Raw genomic sequence first — 18646 nt, forward strand, 5'->3', positions numbered from 1 at the left:
CTCTGTAGCCTCCCGGCCCGTGAGAGTCCTGCTCGCGAGCCCGGGCATGGGCCTCGGAGGCGCCGAGCGCGTGGTGTCGAGCCTCGCGTCCGGCCTGCTCGCGCGCGGCCATGCGGTGGCGATCTCGGGCGCGCCCGGCCGGCTTGACGAAGGCCTCGAGACCGGCGTCGAGCGCCTCATCCTGCCCGAGCGCGGGCGCTCCCCCATCGGGGTGAGCGAGTGGACCGCCCGCCAGGCCGCCTTCATCCGCTCCTGGCGCCCGCACGTCATCCACAGCCACAACGCGAAGGCGACGGTGATCGCCGCCGCCGCGGCCCGCCTCGCCCGCGGCCCGCGCCGCCCGCCGCTGCTCGCCACCCACCACGGCGCCGCCGAGACCGACCGCACCACCGCGGCCAAGCTCCTCCTCCGCGCCGCCGACGCGGTCGTCGTCGTCTCCGAGGGAACCCTCCCCGCGTTCGCCCCCGCCGTCCCGCGCGTGATCCACAACGGCATCCCGCCCGCGCCCCACGTGACCGGCGAGCGCGAAGGCGTCGTCTTCGTCGGCCGCCTCGAGCCGGTCAAGAACCCGCAGCGGTTCCTCGACGTGGCGGAACGCGTGCCGGAAGCCACGTTCACCGTCATCGGCGACGGCTCGCTCAGAGCGCGCCTGACCGGCCGCGCCACGTTCCTCGGCGCCCGCGACGACGCCCGCGAGTTGCTCGCCCGCGCGCAACTCCTCCTCGTCACCTCCGACTCCGAGGGGATGTCGATCGCGGTGCTGGAGGCGCTCGCCGCCGGCACGCCGGTCGTCTCGACGCCCGTCAGCGGGATGCGCGAGCTCGAGGGCGTGCGCGTCGCGAGCTTCGATCCCGACGACCTGGCGGACGCCGTGCGCGAATTGCTGCAGGATTCCGTGCTGCGGACGATCATGGGGGAAGCGGGTGAGAAGCTCGTGCGTGAGCGCTTCTCCGCCGACGCGATGGTCGATGCCTACGTGCGCGAATACCAATCCCTCGTTCCTAAGATCAAGAACTAAGTGCAGCTCAACGAGCTCCTCGCGATCCTGAGCAAGCGGCGCTTCGGCGTCATCGCCGTCGTCATGCTCACGGTCGCCTTCAGCGCCGCGCTGGCGCTCGTCACCCCGCCCAAGTACGAGGCGACGACGACGCTCGCCCTGACGCCGAAGATCGACCGCACGACGGGTCTGATCAGCGCCACCGACCTGACCGCGCTGCTGAGCACGTACGCGGAGACGGCGAAGTCGCGCGTGAACCGCTCGCGCGCCCAGCAGATCCTCGGCCGCCCGCTGCCGGGTGACGTCGACACCTCGACCGTCGGCGGCACCGGCATCCTGCGCATCTCCGGCACCGCCGCGACGCCCGAGGAGGCCGCCGACACCGCCCGCGCCGCCGCGCAGGCGTTCAGCGACTCGATCAAGGACAACCCGCTGATCAGCGTGTCGACGATCGACCCGGCGGTCGCGCCCACGACGCCCGTGCAGCCGCGCCCGCCGCTGATCGTCGCCATCGGCATCCTCCTCGGCCTGTTGGCCGGCATCTCCTACGCGCTCGTGATGGAACGGGTGCGGCGCCGGATCGAGGTGCCCGCGGACCTCGACCCGATCACCGACAAGCCGGTCATCGGCCGCCTCCCGCGTCAGCGCGCGCTGCAGCGCGTCCCCGCCACGCTGGTCTGGAACCAGGAGCGGATGACCGGCCTCCAGGAGGCCTACCGCGCGCTGCGCACGAACGTGCAGTTCCTCGCCGAGGAGAAGCGGGTGATCGAGGTCACGAGCCCCGATCCCGCCCAGGGCAAGTCGACCGTCACGGCCAACCTCGGCGCCGCGCTCGCCCAGATCGGGATCGACTGCGTGATCGTCGACGCCGACCTGCGCCGCCCGACCCAGCACAAGATCTTTGGCGTCGACAACTCGACCGGGCTCTCCAACCTGCTCTCGGTCCGCAACCCGCAGATCAACCTCAAGCCGTCCGGCTTCCCGAACCTGTGGGTGATCCCGAGCGGCCCGCTGCCGCCGGACCCGACGGAGATGCTGCACGTGCGCTTCGAGCCGCTGGTCGAGCGCCTGCGTGACCTCGACGCGCTGATCCTGATCGACACGCCGCCAGTCCTGCCCGTCTCGGACGCCCGCCTGATCGCCCCGCACGTCGACGGTGTGCTGATGGTCGTCTCCGCGGGCCAGGCCAAGCCGGTCGCGGTCGAGACGGCCCTCGAGCGGCTGAACTTCGTGCACGCCAACCTGCTCGGCGTCGTCCTGAACCAGTCCGGACAGGACCTGGAAGCGACGGGCGGCTACTACTACACGAGCCCGGAGTCCACCCCAGTGTGAGGGTTCGTACTGCCGAGTGGCCGCTGATCGTCCTGATCGCGGTGGCGGTCGCGGTCCCGACCGCGTTCGCGCCGGTCCTCGCGCTCGCGGCGGCGGCACTGCTGATCGTCCTCGGGTTCGTCGTCTTCAACGCCGGCGCGCTGCTGCTGCTGATGGTGGCCGCGTTCCCGTGGGACGACATGCTCGGCTACCCGACCGAGACGATCTCGCTGATCAAGCTGATCGGCGCGCTGCTGCTGGTCGGCTACTTCCTGCGCTCGCTGGCGCGCGACGAGGACGTGCGGCTGCCGTCGACGATGCCGTCGCTCGTCATCTTCACCATGCTCGTGCTGCTATCGCTGATGGCCTCGGGCGACGTCGCCTCGGGGCTGAGCAAGACGCTGCGCTACCTGCTGTTCGCGGCATTCTCGTTCCTCGTGGTCCAGCTGATCCGCTCGCGCGCCCAGCTGACGGCGCTGCTGCGGGTGTTCGTGGTCTCCTCGACGGCGGCCGCGCTCTACGGCGTCGTGCTGCTGCTCAAGGGGGACGTCGACCGCGTCTCCGGCCCGATCGGCGAGGCCAACGACTTCGCCTACCTGCTCGCCTCCGTGCTCCCGTTCGCGGTCTACCTCTCGCTGCGCGACCGGCGCTGGCGGACGTGGTGGGTGATCTGCTGCGCGGTGCTCATCCTCGGCCTGCTCGGGACGCTCTCGCGCGGCGCGCTCGTCGGCCTGGCGGCGGTCGTGCTGTGGGCGGTGGCGACACGCCGGACGCGGATCGGCGGGATCGTCGCCGGCCTGTTCGTGATCGCGGGCGTGCTCGCGCTCGTCTTGACGCTGTGGCGGCCGTTGGTCGACGAGCGCCTGGCGGCCAAGCAGAAGGTCGCGACCGCGAACGTCGAGTCGCGCAAGGAGTATTGGCGCGCGGCGGCGTCGATGGCGGCGGACCGGCCGCTGCTCGGCGTCGGGCCGGGGCGCTTCGGCGTCGAGGCCCGCAACTACGTCCGCAACGACCCGCTCAACATCGAGGACCCGGTCGTGCACAACGCCTATCTGGAGGTCCTCGCCGAGGGCGGTGTGCCGACGCTGCTCGCGTTCCTGGCGTTCATCGGCGGGTCGTGGGTGTTGACCTCGCGCGCGCGAAGACAGTTCCTCGTGGTCGACGATGCCGACGGCCTGCGCGTGACCGCCGCCGTCCAGGCGTCGCTGGTGGTGGCGATCGTCTCCGCGAACTTCCTCTCGGTGCAGACCTCCGTGCCGTTGTGGCTGCTCGGCGGCCTGGCCGGCGTGCTCGCGCTGGGGCCGCCGGAACGCGAGTGAAGGTCGCGCTCGTCACCTCACTCGAGCGGGGCGGGCCGCTCGAGCACGCGGTCCTGCTGGCGCGCGATCTCGTGACGCTCGGCGCCGAGGTGCGCGCGGTCGCGGTGGACGAGCGGGTGGCCGCGCGCTTCGACGCGGTCGGCGCGCGGGTGGCGGTGCTGCCGCTGGTGCGGCCGTTCGACCCGGTCGGCGCGGTGCGGGTGCGGCGCTTCGTGGCGGGAGCCGACATCGTGCACACGCACGACCGCCGCAGCGGCCTCTGGGTGCGCCTCACGCCGAACCTAAAGGGGTCAGGCCCCTTTAGGTTTCACACCCTGCACGGGTTGCCCGAGCCGTTCCTCACCGAGGCCGCGCCGTCGCTGCGCGCCCGCATCGCCTACCGGGGCCTCGACCGTGGGCTGCGGCGCTTCACGGACGTGCTCGTCACGCCGTCGCACGCGATGGCGCGGCTGCTCGTGCAGCGCATCGGCTACGACCTCGACGAGCTCGTGGTCGTGCCGAACGGGGTCGACGTGCCCAGCGAGACGCAGCCGCGCGGCGACCGCGTCGGGACCGTCGCCCTGCTCGAGCCCGTGAAGGGCCTCGAATACCTGATCGACGCGATGCGCGTCCTGCAACGACCGCTCGTGATCTTCGGGACCGGCTCGCAGGAGGCGGCGCTCCGCGAACGCGCGCGTGGACTGGACGTCGAGTTCGCCGGCTACGTGCCGAGCGCGCAAGCACTGCGCCGGCTCTCCATCTTCGTGCTCCCCTCGATCATGGAGAACAGCCCGCTGGCGCTGCTGGAGGCGATGGCCGCCGGCATCCCCGTCGTCGCGTCCGACGTCGGCGGCATCCCTGAGTACGCACCGCCCGAGGCGCTCGTCCCGCCGCGCGACCCAGCCGCGCTGGCGAACGCGATCCAGGCGCTCGACGATCCCGCCGTGGCCGCCCAGCGCATCGCCGCCGGCCGGGCGACCGCCGAGACCCGGTCCGCGCGCAGGACCGCCGAGCGGCTGCTCGAGCTCTACGTCACAGCGACGCGCGCACGCCGCGCGGCGCCTTGACCTTCAGCCGCTTCACCCGTGAGATCGTGGCGCGTGTCCGGGGCGTGATCGAGAGCCTCTTGGTCTGCCCGTAGCGGAGCTTGACCGAGCGGGTGCCGACGGTCGCCGTGCCCTGCACGAGCGACACCGTGCCGTTGCACCCGCCCCGCAGCTTGCACGTCACGACCACGATCACCGGCTTGGTGCGATCCGTGGCCGGCGGCGTGACCGGGATCAGCTTCGGGCCGACCGGCCCGACCGGGGTCTGCGGCTGCGGGCCTTCTTCTTCCGGGCCTTGGCCTTCTTGGCCGCCGTCTTGCGGCTCACCGTCGCCGTCACCTTGGTCTTCGTCTTCCGGTCCGTTCGTGCCGGTCGCGGGGGTCTGAAAGGGCGAGCCCTCACCCGCCTTTGCCAGCACCAGGCCGCTTCGAGGCGGCAAGGTGGTCGAGGTGGCGTCCTGTAGGCCGGAGCCGGTGTAAGCGCCGCCGAAGTCGACGCGCACGGCGCTGGACGTCGGGTTCACATACACGAGCCCGTTGGAGAAGACGCGCTTGTGGACGCCGCTCGCGTCCTTGGTCTCGCCGCCCCGTGGGTCGCCGATCGCGTAGTCGTACTCCTCGAACCAGCGCTCGTTCGTGTAGTCGTTGTGCAGCGCGAACTGCAGCTTCCCGCCGCCCGCGAGCAGCATCGTGGCGAAGCCGTAGCGCGCGGCATTGCGGTCGGTCGCCGTCGAGGGCGTGATGCCGAGGTAGTACTTGCCCGCGGCCTCGGCCTCCTTCATCTGCTTGAGCTGCAGCTCCCAGTAGTCGGTCGGGTCGTAGGTCTCAGGCCCGGTCTGCGTCGTCCCCCACTTGAGGAACTGCTCGTTGAGCCCGCCGTCGACGAGCCCCATCCAGTCCTTGACGACCGCCGGGAACGACTTCTGGTTGGAGAAGTTCGGGATCACGAGCTTGCCCGCGGCGTGGAAGCGCTCGCCGATCGAGACGAGCGCCGAGCGCGTGGCCGCCTGCCAGGCCGCGTCGGTCGGGTACTTGGCGATCCGGTCGACGTCGTAGTGCCACGACATCGTCGGGTTGGTGTCGTCCATGAAGACGCCGTCCCACCCGCCGGCCTGGACCTCGCCCAGGACGTTGTCGGCCCACTGCTGCTGATAGGACGCGCTGCCGACGTCGGCGATCCAGACCCAGCTGAAGTAGCGGCTCGTGAAGCGCTGCCCGCTCGTGTTGAGCAGGAACCACTCGGGGTGCGCGGCAGCGTCCTGCGTCGCGACCCCGCCGGAGACGAAGCCCGAGCTCGTGCGCTCGGTCATCCCCGAGAGGTTCTTGTACATCAGCACCTTCAGGCCCGGATTGGCCGCCTTGAGCTGCGGCACCCGCGCGTACTGGTACTGCTGCAGGATCACGACGTCGTCGCGCGCCGGCGCGTACGCCGCGCTCTGCGCGTTGGTGTCGATCGCGACACGGAAATGCCCGACCGGGGCCGCATGCGCCAACGACGGCACAGCCAACAGCATGGCCAAGATGCCAGCGAATGCCCTCGTAGCGGTTTTCACGCGGTGTCCCCTTTCGGTAACCCGGCGGACCCTGACCAAGGGTTCCGTGGCTTTGCGTCCCCGCCTCACGACGGGTTTGCCTTTGTCGGTGTGGGAGATGGTGCCCCATTTCCTTCATCGGCGCCGTGCGGTCGAACCTGAGGTCAGCGCGCGAAACGGGCGCGGGCCCGCACCTCCGCGTAGAACGTCGACGCGCCTGAAAGCGCCTCTTTCCACCGGTAACGTTCAGCCAGAATCCGGCCTTCTGGACCATAGGTCGAGGGTTGGTCCAGCGCACCCGCGAGCGCGGTCGCGAGCGCCTCCGGGGACTCGGCCAGCAGCCCGTGGCGCTCGTGCTCGAACCCGATGCCCGACGCACCGAGCGGGGTCGAGACGACCACGCGTGCCGCCGCCAGCGCTTCGAGCACCTTCAGCCGCGTCCCGCCGCCCTCCCAGATCGGCACGATCACCGCCCGGGCCGTGGCGAGCACGGCCGCCAGGTCGGGGACGAGACCGAGGATGTCGACGCCGTCGCCTTCGAGCCCGCCCGTCGGGCCGCCGCCGGCGATCGCGAGCCGCGTGCCGGGACGGAGCTCGCGCACCCGCGGCCAGCCCTCGCGCAGGAAGCGTTCGATGCCGCGACGGTTGGCCTCGTAGCCGAAGTGCCCGAAGAACAGCACGCGGTTCGCGTCGCCGGGACCGTCGACCGCGAAGAAGTCGTCGTCGACGCCGTTGGGCGCGAGCACGGCGCGGCCGCCGATGGCGCGCACGACCGCGGCGTCGGCCTCGGAGACGCACAGGACGCGGTCCGCCCGCGGGATCGCGCGCCGCTCGACGCTCTTGAGCTCCGCCGCGCGATTGGCCTCCCGCAGCCACGCGAGGCCGCTGAGGTGCTCGGCGGAGCTGGCGGCCGCGCGCGAATCGATGTTGTGCAGGCTCAGGACCTTCGCGGCCGTCTTGGGGGCTCGGTAGTAGGCGCTCTGCGTGTGCTCGTACTGGACCAGGGCCGCGTCCTTCGCCAGGACCTCGAACCGGACCGCGAGGCTCCCCAGGTACGGGCTCGGGCGCCGCTGCACGTGCTGCCGGATCCGGTCCAGCGGCCCGGGCTCGGGCTCCCGCACGACCTCGACCGTCCAGCCGCGGCCGCGCAAGAGCTCCAGCGATGCCTCGTCGCCGTGGTCGGCGGTGAGGATCCGTGGATGCATGCCGGCGCGCTCGATCGCCTCGAGCAGCCGCAGCGTGCGCTTCTGACCACCCGTCACCGGCGGCTCGGGCAGAATCGGCGAGACGACGAGTGCCGGGATGGGGTCGCGCAAGCCGCACATGCTGCCAACATGGCCGCGGTGCGCATCCTCTTCTGCGCGTCCGAGTCGCCGCGGGGGCCGCTGAACGGATCGCGTCTCGTGTCCCGGGAACTGGTTTCGCGCCTCGCGCGTAGCCATGACGTGACCGTGCTCGCGCTCCGCCACCCCGACCAGGACGGGCCGCCGCCCGAGGGCGTGGAGCTCTACGAGCTGCCGCTGTCGCCGCCCTCGCGGGGGCGGGCGTGGGCCTTGCGGGGCGCCGCGCTGGCGCTGCGCGAGCCGGTCGAGGCGCGCCGCCTCTCCGCGCCGTTCCTGGAGTTCCTCCCGCGCCCGGGCACGTTCGACGTCGCGCACGTGATGCTCGGGACGCTCGCCCCGATCGCGCCCGCGCTGGACATGCCCGCGCTGATCGCGCCGCTCGACGCCTGGCATCGCAACGTCGAGGCCGAGGCGGCGTCGGCATCCGGCCTGGAGCGCGCGTGGCGATTGGCCCAGGCCGCGGCGGTCCGGCGGTTCGAGGGGCGCGCCTACCGGCCGTTCGCGCGAGTCGTCCTGGTGACCGATGAGGACGCGGCCGAGGTCCGCGCGCTCGACCCGTCGCTGCGGACCGAGACGATCCCGAACGGCGTCGACGCCGCGCACTTCGCGCCGCCCGCCCCCTCGCCGTCACGCGCCGGCGTCCTCTTCACCGGCGCCCTCGACGCGCCCGCCAACGAGCAGGCCGCCGTGCGGCTGGCGGAGCGGATCATGCCGCTCGTGCGGCGGTCGATCCCGGACGCGGCGCTGTCGCTCGTCGGCCGCTCCCCGGGCGACCGCGTGCGTGCGCTGGACGCCACCGTCGTCGCGGACGTCCCCGACCTGCGGCCGTATCTGTGGGGCTGCGCGGCGTACGCGTGCCCGATGGTCAGCGGGACCGGGATCAAGAACAAGCTGCTTGAGGCGATGGCCGCGGGCGCGCCGTGCGTGGCGACGCCGCTCGCCTGCCAGGGGATCGCGGTGCGCGACGAGGTGCGCGTCGCCGACTCCGACGAGGCCTTCGCCGCCGCGCTGGTCGACGTCCTGCGCTCGCCCGGTGGACTGGGCGAGGCGGGCCGGGAGTACGTGACCGCCCACCACGACTGGGACGCGGTCGTGGACGCGTACTCGGCGGTGTATGAGCGCATCGCTGCCTGAGCCCGAGCTCGACCTCGGCGCGACCAGCGCGCCGGCGATCGTCAGCGGCGGGCTCTGGACGCTATTGAGCCGCGTGCTGCCACAGGCGCAGCTGCTCGTGCTCTCGATCGTCGTCGCCCGCTACCTCGGGCCGGACGAGATGGGCCGCCAGAGCTACATCGCGTTCGTCGCGCTGACGCTCGTGCAGGCCGCGACCGCCGGGCTGCCGGGCGCGGTCTCCCGCTTCGTGGGCGAGTTGCTGGGCGCGCGGCGGGGCGGGGCGGCGCTGTCGATCTACCGGCTGACCCGGCGGATCGAGGTGCTCGGCGCGATCCTCGTCATGGCGGTCATTGCGATTGCGGTGGTCGCGGGCAGCGCGCCGCGGACGGCGTGGATCCTCGCGGGCGTCTCCGCCGCGCTGTCGGTGCTGCAGGCCGTTCCGGCGGCGCTGCTGATGGGGGCGCAGCGCTGGCGGGAAGCGTGGATGCCCGGGTTGGTGACCGGCGTGGCGACCGTTCCCGCGGTCGTGGTCGCGCTGGAGCTCGGCGGCGGGATCAGCGGCCTGTTCGCGGTCGAGGCGGTCGCCGTGTTCATCAACCTCGTCTGGACGTCGGTGCTCGCACGGCGGATCGAGGGCGCACTGGCGCCGGCGTCCGAGATCGATCCCGAGCTGCGACGCCGCTTCTGGTCCTTCGCCGCGTCGACCTCGGTGATCGTGATCATCAGCTTCGTCGTCTGGCGGCGCTCGGAGCTCTTCATTCTCCAGCACTACTCGGGCGACGCGCAGATCGCGTTCTACTCGATCGCGTTCGCGGCGGTGAGCGGGTTGTCCAAGCTGCCCGAGACGGTCGAGACGGTGACGATGCCGGCGGTCGCGAACCTGATGGGGACCGGGCAGGACGAACGCATCCGGCGCGGCTTCTGGCGCGCGCTGCGGCTGCTCGTGCTGGCGACGTTCCCGCTCGTCGCGGGCATGGCGGTCGCGGGCCCCGCGCTGCTCGAGCTCGCGTACGGATCCGACTACTCGGACGCCGGCCCGGTGCTGCTGGCGATGCTCGCGCCGCTGCTCGTGCAGCCGATGCTGCGGGTGAGCGAGGGCGTCCTGTACGGGCTCGGCCGACCGATGTTCATCGTCTACGCCGGGCTGGCGGCAACCGTCGTTGACGTGGCGCTCGCCTTTCTCCTGATCCCTTCATTGGACGCCGTGGGCGCCGCGATCGCCAACGGCGCCGCGGTACTCGTCGCGGGCGTGCCGTGCTTGTGGGTGGTGGCGTCGCTCTACCGGCCGGTGGTGCTGCCTTTTGGTGCGATGGCGCGTGCGGTGCTCGTTTCGCTCGCCGTCGCGGCCGGCGCGTTCGCGGGGCTCGAGGTCGGCGCGCTCGCAGCGGTCCTCGTGGGCGCGATCCTGGGCATGGCGGCCGCGCTGGTGGTGCGGCCGTTGTCCGGCGAGGATGCCGCCTGGCTCGCCGGTGCGTTGGGTGACGACGGCGCGCGGGGGCGCGCCGCCGGGTTCGTCCGGCGGCTAGGTTCCCGCTCGTGATCGATCTCCACTCGCATCTGCTTCCGGGGCTCGACGACGGTTCGCCGGACCTGGAGGCCGCGGTCGCCCTCGCCCGCGAGTCGGTCGCCGGCGGCGTCCGGGTGATGGCCGCGACGCCGCACCTGCGGGCGGACTTCCCGGGGGTGCGGGTGGCCGAGCTCGAGTCGCGCGTGCGGGCGCTGCAGGCCGCGTTGGATACCGCGGGCGTGGCGCTGCGGGTCGTGTCGGGCGGGGAGATCGACGTCCTGTGGGCGCAGAGCGCGTCCGACGAGGATCTGCGGCTCGCGTCCTACGGCGCGAACGGGACGGATCTGCTGGTCGAGACGCCCTACGGCGAGCTCCCGCCGATCTTCGAGGACCTGCTGTTCAAGATCCGCGTGCGCGGGTTCCGCGTGCTGCTCGCCCACCCGGAGCGCAATCGCTCGTTCCAGCACGATCCTTCGCGGTTGCTGCGGCTCGTCGAGGGCGACGTCCTGGTGCAGGTGACGGCGGCGTCGGTGGTGGGTGGTGGGCGGGCGGCCAAGCTCGCTCTGCGGCTGATCGCGGACGGCCACGCGCATGTGATCGCCGGCGACCTGCACCGGGCGGGCGGGGCGCGGGCCTCGATGCGTGAGGCGGTCGAGGCCGTCGACGGCGACCGCGGCGCGTGGATGACGGAGGCCGTGCCGGCCGCGATCCTCGAAGGCCGCCCGATTCCGCCTGCGCCTGAGGCGCCACGCCGCCGTGGGTGGTTCCGCCGCGGCTGACCCCATTTGACAAACATGATTTTCTAATGGTGTGAACGTCGTCGCCGCGCCGCTCGCCCCGCTCCGCCGAGCCGTCCTGGAAACGTTGCGCGAGCCGTTGTCCGCGACGGAGGTCGCGGCGCACCTCGGCGAGACCCGCCAGCGCGTCAACTACCACGTCCGTGCGCTGGAGCGCGACGGGCTCGTCGAGCTCGTCGAGGAGCGCAAGCGGCGCGGGTGCGTGGAGCGGGTGGTGCGCGCGACCGCCGACGCGGTCGTCGTCGAGCCGACCGTCATCGGCATGGTCGGCGAGCAGGACCGCTTCGCCGCCGACGCGCTGCTGGAGAACGGAGCGCGGCTCGTCCGCGACGTCGCCGCCGCCCGCCGCGCCGCCGAGGAGCGCGGCCAGCGCCTGTTGACGTTCTCCGTCGAGGCCGAGGTCGGGTTCGAGCAGCCGAGCGACCTCGAGCGGTTCGCGGATGCGGTCGCCGACCGCATCGCCGAGCTCGCCGCCGAGTTCGGACCCGGCCGGCGCCGCTACCGAGTCATCGTCGGAGGTCACCCCGCATGAGCATGGACAAGCCGTACCGCATCGAGGTCACGGTCGATGCGCCGCGCGACGTCGTCTGGCGCGCGCTGACCGAGCCCGAACAGATCCGCCACTGGTTCGGCTGGGAGTACGACGGGCTCGACGCCGAGATCGAGTACATCTTCGTCGAGCGCGCACGTCAGCACCCGCCCGATCGGATCGAGTTCGACAGCGACGTCACGTTGCACGACCTCGGCGACGGCCGGACGCTGATCCGCGCAATCAAGCCCGGCGACCTCGACGCCGCCGAGTGGGACGGCGTGTACGGCGACATCGAGGAGGGCTGGATCACGTTCTTCAACCAGCTCCGCCACCGCCTGCGGTTCCACCCGGACGGGCGGCGGCGGATGATCGTGCGCAAGGCGGACGCGTTCCCGGAGCTGGTGGGCGAGCCGTGGCATGAGAGTCGCTTCCAGCGCGGCGTGCTCGTGGGTGACGAGCTCGCGATCGTCTTCGGCAAGCCCGGCGGCGAGCAGATGCTGCTCGTCACCACCTACGACCTCTCCGATGATGAGTTCGCGGCCGCGGAGGCGCGGTGGGCGGCGTTCTCGTAGGATCGGGTGGGTGCACCTCGCGATCGCGTACGACGGGTCGGAGAGCGCCGCTGCGGCCATCGACGCCGCCGCGAAGGAGTTCCCAGGCGCTCGCGCCACCGTCCTGACCGCACGCGCCCAGACGTCGGTCACCGCCGGCATGGCCGGTGTCGCGGTCTCCACGCTCTCGCCCGAGCTGGTGCAGCGGACATTGGACGAGATCGACGGCGCGGAAGCGGACGAGGCCGGCCGCACCGCCGGCGAGGGTGTCGCGCGCGCTCGTGCGGGCGGCCTGGACGCGACCGCCCTGACGACCCGTACGAACCCGCCGATCTGGCGTGCGCTGCTCAGCACCACGCGCGACGTCGGCGCGGACGTGCTGGTGACGGGAACGCGCGGCCGCAGTGGGCTCGCCCGCACGCTGCTGGGCTCGACCGCCGCCCGGCTGCTGCATCACGCGGATCTCCCGCTGATGATCGTGCCCGATGGCGTCGCGGGCGCGTTGGACGGTCCGGCCCTGCTGGCGTACGACGGCTCCGCGGACGCGAAGCACGCGGTCGAGGTCGCGGGCCCGCTGCTCGTCGGGCGTGAGGTGATCGTCGCCCACGCGTGGGAGTCGCAGTACCGTCACTCGCTCACCGCGCGCGCGTTGGGCCGCGGGCCGGTCGACGATCTCACCGAGATCGTCGCCTCGCTCGAGCAGGCGCTCGCCGACCACGCCAATTCGATCCTGGCGGACGGCGTCGCCGCCGCCCGCGACGCGGGTCTGACCGCGACCGGCCGCGTGTTCGAGTCCGATGCGGGCGTCTCGCGGACGCTGCTGGCCGCCGCCGCCGAGGTGGGCGCGGGGCTGCTCGTCACCGGCTCGCGCGGGATCGGCGGTGCCCGCTCCGCGCTGCTCGGCTCGGTCTCCTCGGGCCTGATCCACAACGCGGACGTGCCCGTCCTGGTCGTGCCGGCGGCCTAGTCGTCGCCCTCGAGCAGCTGGATCGACAAGCTGGCCGCCGGCGGTGTCGGGGCGACGTTCGGCGACGGCGTCGGGCTCGACCTCGGCATCCGCGACATCCGCAAGGACGCGAGCGATCAGTACGTGACAGCGCCAACGACGGCAGCGCCGAACCGGCCTCCTGGGAGGGCATCGTCAGCGTGCCCGACACGACACGCCCGCCACGGCAGCCAGGTCGAACTCGTGATGGACAACGGCACCGTCGACCTCTACAAGGACGGCGACGAGGCCAAGAAGCTCAACGTCGACGCTGGGGGGGCGGTCGGCGGCTCCTTGGGGCGACGCTCGCACTGCAGCTGGGCGCGTCCGTGTCGTTCGGGGTGTTCACCCCGGGGGTCGCTCGGTCCTACACGGCCGTCACGGTCACGTCTTCTGCGGGCGATGCGTCGCTGACCGCCGCGGCCGCGGGCTCACCAACGGCGCGTTCGCTCTGCCGTCCCCGCTCCAGGTCGATCTCTCGCGGTCGACCTGGGCCGGTCCGGTGTCCAACGACGTCGTAACGGTCGGCTTCACGCAGCCGGTCGCGTCTGGCGACGCGTTGCGCACCGGGGCCTACGCGACGACCGTGACGTTCACGCTCTCGACGTCGACGCCGTAGCCGGGGCGGGCGGTGCGAGGCGGCGTTCGCGGGCCGCTCCACCCGCCCGTCGTGCGATCTATCTGCCGCTAGACTTCCTCGTCCCCTGAGGGCGCGTAGCTCAGTGGGAGAGCGCTCGCTTCACACGCGAGAGGTCGCAGGTTCGAAACCCGCCGCGCCCATCGTTCAGAAAGCCCGCTAGCGCGGGCTTTCTGCGTTCTGCGACCGTCGGTCGTCTCTTTGCCTGAGCGTGCGATGGAAGCGCTATGGAAACAAGCGGAGTTGCGGATCGCGCGGAGTCCGGTCGTCGACGGTGAAGATCTCGTCCACGCTGAACGGACTGCCCGCTGCCATCTCGACCCCGGCACGCGAGGACCGAACCACGCCCGTATCTGTCGTTCACCCAGGCGGGCAGGACCGCGCAGCTCAGGTACCGGGAGGGCTGGCAGCTCGCGGCCGCCCCGCCTCCCTCAATGCCTGCAGTACCGCCGCCACTCGCGCGCGAACGCCGCTGATCGTCGGCGGTGAGCTGCTGAGGGTTGTCGTGGACGTCGCGGTGTCCGTGGATCGGCGACGTGCTGCGTGCCGAGGAGCCGGTCGCTGCCGAGGCGTCCGACGAGCTCGAGCGCGCGTCAGTGGTCTAGCAGCGCCTGCGCCACGGCGTCAATAGCGCCGTCGCTCCGGCAGGCGCTCACCGACTGACGTCCCGACGCGGGTTGCGCGTCGGCGAGGACGGCCGCCTGCGGCCGCCCGCAGCCGCGCGGCGGCGAGCGAAGCGAGCCGCCCTTGTTGTCGTAGAGAAGATTCTCACCGAGCGAGCGACGTGATCCGACGACAGGCTCGGTGCTTCAAATGCGACAAGCGATCCACGAAGACTCGACGGCGGGCAGGGGATCGAGGCGTGGCTGGCTCAACGGGACGGGGCTCCGTAAGCCGGGACCTCGTGTGACGAATTCCGCCCCGGCCGATCCCTGGCCAGACGTTACGAGATTCCACAATCTCGTAACTCCTCGGCGTCATGCGCGCTCTCGCAATGCATGTCCAGAGCGAGAGCCCTGCCGGGAACCGCTGGCGACGATTGCATCGTCGTGACGATGAAGCGCCTGTGAGGGGGTTGACGGCCGGGCGTCAAATTCGGCGGGGCTTAGGTGACACGGTGCGATGGCGGAGGCCCGCACCCGTTGATGCGGCCGGGGGTCTGGCCGTTAGGGCCGGGTAGGGGTTCGCCGGCCGTCGCGCGTCCAGGCGGTGACGAGGTCGAGGAGGGCGTCGACGATCGGGTTGTCGGGATGGGAGTGACAGACCAGACGAGTCCTGACCTGCGGGCCGTCGCAGAGCGGGAGTGCGATCACTCCCGGATGGGCGAGACCGTCGGCCATCCAGGCGGGCAAGGTGCCGATGGCCCGGCCGGCGGCGATGACCTCGAGGCCATCTTCGGCAGATCTGACGTCATCGGCGGTGCAGGTCGGGGGGCCGCCACGCTGCTCGTCTAGCGTCCAGAACGAGGTCCATTCGGGATTCAGGTTCGTGCCGCCGGGAAATGGCCTGTCGAGGATGTCGACCACGCGCAATTCGGTGCGGCGGGCGAGGCGATCACCGGCCGCAACGATCACGACCATCGGGCTGACATCGAGGGTAAGGGCGCTGCGGCCCTCCTCTCGCGGCGGCTCGACGAACAGCCCAGCGTCAGCGCCGTCGAGCAGCGGGCGTCCGCGAATCGGGAACCCGGCGGCTTGCCATTCGAGGCGCAGGTCGGGATGCTCCAGGCGGAAGACATGAAAGAGCGGTCCCCAGCGCGCACTCGGCAGCCGCGCATCGAAGACAATCGTGAGTTGCCTCGTGGCGTCCCGAGCGGTCATCTCCTTCGCCCGAGTCGGCAATCGTGGCTGGTAGCGGTCGGCTGAGTCATATGCCTCAGACGAGTGTTACGTCTCGAGGTGGTGCTTGCAAGAGCACGCGACCGAGATCACGAAGCCGTGGGCGCGTGCGGAGCGTCGAACGCGGGTCCGGCTCGTGAGCTCCTCTAGCCCGCATGAATTCCTCGGCATGGGCGTCGAGGAAGTGCTCGGTCACATTCCCGCCGCGGTCGTGGTCGTCGAGGCCGGGTCGCGTGGAATCGTGTACGCGAACCCGCGTGCCCAGCGGATGACTGCGCAGCTCGGTCGGTCGATCCCGCCCGATCTGACGGAGGACTGGGAGATCTTTCATCACGACGGGCGGCCGTACGACATCGACGAGTGGCCGCTGGTGCGCTCGCTCACGACCGGCGAAGAGGTCGTCGACGAGGAATACTTCAACCTGCGCGCGGACGGGAGTCGGCTGTTCGTGCGCGCCAGCTCGGGCCCGATCTTCGGCGACAGCGGGGCGATCGTCGGCGGCGTGCTCGTGATGACGGACATGACCGAGCAGAAGGCTGAGGCTGAGCGGCTGACGTACCTGGCCGGGCTGCTGGACAACACCGAGGACGCGATCGTCGCCATGGACGAGCGTTATCTGCTCACCGTCTGGAACAAGGGCGCCGAGAGGCTCTACGGCTGGAGGGCGGACGAGGTCGTGGGTCGCCCCGTCAGCGACGTGGCTCGAACGAACCTGAGCGAAGCGCAGCGAACCGAGCTGCGCCGGGAGCTGGCCGCCAACGGCCGCTGGCGCGGCGAAGTGACCGTCGCCCGCAAGGACGGCACGACCGTCGACGTGGAGCTGATCAGCGTCGCGCTCCGGGGACAGCAGCCTGACATCACCGGCTACCTCGCCATCCACCGCGACATATCGGAGCGCAAGGGCGCGGAGGAAGCGCTGCGAGCGGCACGGGGGCGCAGCGAGGCGATCCTGGAGAGCATCAGTGACGAGTTCTTCGCGGTGGATCGCGAGTGGCGCTACACCTACATCAACGAGCGCGCACTGGCGCACGCCGGACGGATCCCGGGGCGAGACCTCGAGGCCGCGGACTTTCTCACCAGGACCGTCTGGGAGTTGTTCCCGGACCTGGTCGGATCGACGTTCGATCACGAGGCGCATCGGGCGCTGCGGGAGCAGGCAGTGGTGGAGCTCGAGATGCGCTACCCCGTGACGGGACGGTGGACCGATGTCCGCGTCTACCCGTCAGAAGCGGGGCTGTCGGTCTACGTGCACGACATCACCGAGCGCAAGCGGGCCGAGGAGGAGTTGCGCCGGCGGGCCGAGCAGCAGGCGCACGTCGCCGAGCTGGGGCGGCGTGCGCTGGCCAGCGACGATTTGCAGTGGGTGCTGGAGGAGGCGGTCGGCCTGCTGGTCCGGACGCTGGGCGTCGAGTTGGCGTGCGTGGCGGAGTTGCCGGCGGACCGCGATGAGGTGATCCTGCGCGCCGGGGCGGGATGGCGGGAGGGCTACGTCGGGCGGCGCTTCGAGCGCGGCCGCGACTCGCAGGTCGGGTACACGCTGCTTCGCGGCGAGCCGGTGATCGCCGAGGACCAGGCAAACGATCCGCGGTTCAAGCGCAGTGCGCTGGCGGGCGAGCACGGCGTGGTGAGCGCCCTGACCGTGATGATCGAGAGCCCCGACGAGCCGTTCGGGGTGCTGGAGGCGCTGTCCACGCAGGCCCGCTCGTTCTCGCCGTCGGAGGTCGACTTCGTGCAGGCGGTCGCCAACGTGCTGGCAAGCGCGGTCGAGCGCAGTCGAGCGCACAAGCGGCTGCTCGAGGTGCTCGAGGCGGAGCGGCGCCGGATCGCGCGCGACCTGCACGACGAGGCGCTCCAGAACCTCACGCACGCGCTGGCGCTCGCCGTTCCTGCCGGCAGCGCCGGCGGGCCGCCGGACGAACTGTCGGCGACGCTCAAGTCCGTCGGCGAGCAGTTGCGCGCGGCGATCTACGACCTGCGCCTGGGCGGCGAGCAGCGCAGGCCGTTCCCTCAACTGCTGGAGTCGCTCGTCGCCGCACACCGCGCGATCGCGGTCGACCCCGAGATCGAGCTGGACGTGCGCGGCGCGATGCCCGCCGGTCCGCTCGGGGCAATCGGCACCGAAACGCTGCGCATCCTTGGCGAGGCGCTTTCGAACGCACGGCGCCACGCGCATGCCCGGCACGTCCGCGTCAGCGTGTGGAGTTCGGATGACGCGCTCCATGCCGAAGTCTGCGACGACGGGCGCGGACTGGATCCTGCCGGGCGGCCGGCGCGCGCCGCCGGGCATGGGATCGCGGGAATGCGCGAGCGCGCGGCGCTCCTCCACGGACGTCTGGACATCGTCGGCGAGCCGACGGGCACCACAGTCCGCCTGGAGGTGCCGCTCCGGCCGGCGCAGCGCGCAGCCGAGGAGGTCCGCGTCCTGCTCGTCGAGGACCACACCGCCGTGCGGGAAGCGATCGCCGGTATGTTCGAGCGCGAGCCCGACTTGACGGTCGTCGGCCAGGGCCAGTCGCTGGCCGAGGCCCGCGAGCTGCTGTACGGCGTCGATGTTGCGGTGCTCGATCTCACGCTGCCGGACGGCGACGGAATCGCGTTGATCCCGGAGCTTCAGGCGGCCAGCCCGGGAGCTCAGGTCCTCGTGCTGAGCGCCAACCTGGACCGCGCGCAGACCGCCAGGGCGGTCGAGGCCGGCGCAGCCGGCGCGCTCGACAAGGCCGCCGACCTCGACCAGGTCGTCGATGCCATCCGGCGCCTACGCGCGGGCCAAACCCTGCTGGCCAGCCGCGAGATCGCCGAGCTGCTCCGGTTCGCCAGCCAGCGACGCGAGCAGGAGCGCGAGGACCGTCAGGCGATCGCCAGCCTGACGCTCCGCGAACGCGAGGTGCTCGACGCCCTCGCCGCGGGCCTCGACGGCCAGACGATCGCCGACAGGTTCGGGATGAGCATCCGCACCGAGCGCAATCACGTCGCGCGCATCCTCACCAAGCTCGGCGTCCACACGCAACTCCAAGCCGTGCTCTTCGCCCTTCGCCACGGGTTCATCGACGAGTCATGAGGGCCATGCGCCCGGGCCGCTGGTCGGCGGTCCGCCGCGCGAGTTGCGGTCGGGGCTTGCGTGGCGGCGGCATAGAGCGTCGCGAGTGCCTGTTGCTCGCGC

14 protein-coding genes, 1 tRNA gene and 1 riboswitch are annotated in these 18646 nt (G+C 71.8%); of the genes, 12 read left to right on the top strand and 3 right to left on the bottom strand.

Going from position 1 to position 18646, the window contains the following annotated elements; genetic code table 11:
- Positions 1 to 19: 19 nt before the first annotated feature.
- From G569_RS0138380 to G569_RS0138395, 4 genes are read left to right on the top strand one after another with little or no spacing between them, the layout of a single operon-like run.
- Positions 20 to 1018 carry a glycosyltransferase family 4 protein gene (locus tag G569_RS0138380; protein WP_157592595.1) on the top strand — a complete coding sequence of 333 codons (999 nt, stop codon included), beginning with the start codon at positions 20 to 22 and terminating at the stop codon, positions 1016 to 1018.
- The gene (locus tag G569_RS0138385) at positions 1019 to 2329 is read left to right on the top strand and encodes a tyrosine-protein kinase domain-containing protein (RefSeq protein WP_028067331.1); all 1311 of its coding nucleotides are present in this window, start codon (positions 1019 to 1021) and stop codon (positions 2327 to 2329) included.
- Entirely contained in the window at positions 2326 to 3627 is a 1302-nt protein-coding gene (locus G569_RS59950; RefSeq protein WP_157592596.1) for an O-antigen ligase family protein, read from the top strand. The genes G569_RS0138385 and G569_RS59950 overlap by 4 nt, the downstream gene beginning before the upstream one ends.
- Positions 3624 to 4673: a glycosyltransferase family 4 protein gene (locus tag G569_RS0138395; protein ID WP_028067332.1), complete on the top strand. Its 1050-nt coding sequence runs from the start codon at positions 3624 to 3626 to the stop codon at positions 4671 to 4673. Before G569_RS59950 ends, G569_RS0138395 begins: the two co-directional genes overlap by 4 nt.
- Here the strand turns inward: G569_RS0138395 and G569_RS0138400 are convergent.
- Together G569_RS0138400 and G569_RS64240 are read right to left on the bottom strand one after the other, a co-directional pair.
- Positions 4639 to 6165 (bottom strand): putative glycoside hydrolase, encoded by a 1527-nt coding sequence (locus G569_RS0138400; RefSeq protein WP_028067333.1) that lies wholly within the window; start codon positions 6163 to 6165, stop codon positions 4639 to 4641. The two genes, G569_RS0138395 and G569_RS0138400, sit on opposite strands and share 35 nt — an antisense overlap.
- 51 nt (positions 6166 to 6216) lie before the next feature.
- Positions 6217 to 6295, bottom strand: a riboswitch (cyclic di-GMP riboswitch).
- 52 nt (positions 6296 to 6347) lie between these two features.
- Positions 6348 to 7499 carry a glycosyltransferase gene (locus G569_RS64240; protein WP_169542341.1) on the bottom strand — a complete coding sequence of 384 codons (1152 nt, stop codon included), beginning with the start codon at positions 7497 to 7499 and terminating at the stop codon, positions 6348 to 6350.
- Between the two features lie 18 nt (positions 7500 to 7517).
- Here G569_RS64240 and G569_RS61910 point away from each other — a divergent pair, with 18 nt between their 5' ends.
- The 7 genes from G569_RS61910 (at position 7518) to G569_RS0138455 (ending at position 13791) form a co-directional block, all read left to right on the top strand.
- Positions 7518 to 8660: a glycosyltransferase gene (locus tag G569_RS61910; protein WP_053227638.1), complete on the top strand. Its 1143-nt coding sequence runs from the start codon at positions 7518 to 7520 to the stop codon at positions 8658 to 8660.
- Complete coding sequence (locus G569_RS0138420; protein ID WP_028067334.1) at positions 8641 to 10179, top strand: oligosaccharide flippase family protein; 1539 nt, start codon at positions 8641 to 8643, stop codon at positions 10177 to 10179. Before G569_RS61910 ends, G569_RS0138420 begins: the two co-directional genes overlap by 20 nt.
- Positions 10176 to 10925: a tyrosine-protein phosphatase gene (locus tag G569_RS55220; RefSeq protein WP_053227639.1), complete on the top strand. Its 750-nt coding sequence runs from the start codon at positions 10176 to 10178 to the stop codon at positions 10923 to 10925. Before G569_RS0138420 ends, G569_RS55220 begins: the two co-directional genes overlap by 4 nt.
- Positions 10926 to 10956: 31 nt before the next feature.
- Positions 10957 to 11475, top strand: a complete 519-nt coding sequence (locus tag G569_RS0138430) for an ArsR/SmtB family transcription factor (protein WP_028067335.1) — start codon at positions 10957 to 10959, stop codon at positions 11473 to 11475.
- Positions 11472 to 12047 (top strand): SRPBCC family protein, encoded by a 576-nt coding sequence (locus G569_RS64245; protein ID WP_169542343.1) that lies wholly within the window; start codon positions 11472 to 11474, stop codon positions 12045 to 12047. The genes G569_RS0138430 and G569_RS64245 overlap by 4 nt, the downstream gene beginning before the upstream one ends.
- Before the next feature lie 10 nt (positions 12048 to 12057).
- On the top strand, positions 12058 to 12993 hold the full coding sequence (locus G569_RS0138440; RefSeq protein WP_028067336.1) for a universal stress protein: 936 nt from the start codon (positions 12058 to 12060) through the stop codon (positions 12991 to 12993).
- 726 nt (positions 12994 to 13719) lie between these two features.
- Positions 13720 to 13791: transfer RNA gene (locus G569_RS0138455), tRNA-Val, on the top strand.
- Between the two features lie 1023 nt (positions 13792 to 14814).
- Here G569_RS0138455 and G569_RS0138465 read toward each other — a convergent pair.
- Positions 14815 to 15468, bottom strand: a complete 654-nt coding sequence (locus tag G569_RS0138465; protein ID WP_028067337.1) for a LysR family transcriptional regulator substrate-binding protein — start codon at positions 15466 to 15468, stop codon at positions 14815 to 14817.
- 187 nt (positions 15469 to 15655) lie between these two features.
- On the opposite strand from G569_RS0138465, the gene G569_RS61915 reads away from it, so the two are divergent.
- Positions 15656 to 18544, top strand: a complete 2889-nt coding sequence (locus tag G569_RS61915) for a PAS domain S-box protein (RefSeq protein ID WP_084286189.1) — start codon at positions 15656 to 15658, stop codon at positions 18542 to 18544.
- The last annotated feature ends 102 nt before the right edge of the window (positions 18545 to 18646 follow it).

Source organism: Solirubrobacter soli DSM 22325 (genome assembly GCF_000423665.1).
Classification (GTDB): Bacteria; Actinomycetota; Thermoleophilia; order Solirubrobacterales; family Solirubrobacteraceae; genus Solirubrobacter; species Solirubrobacter soli.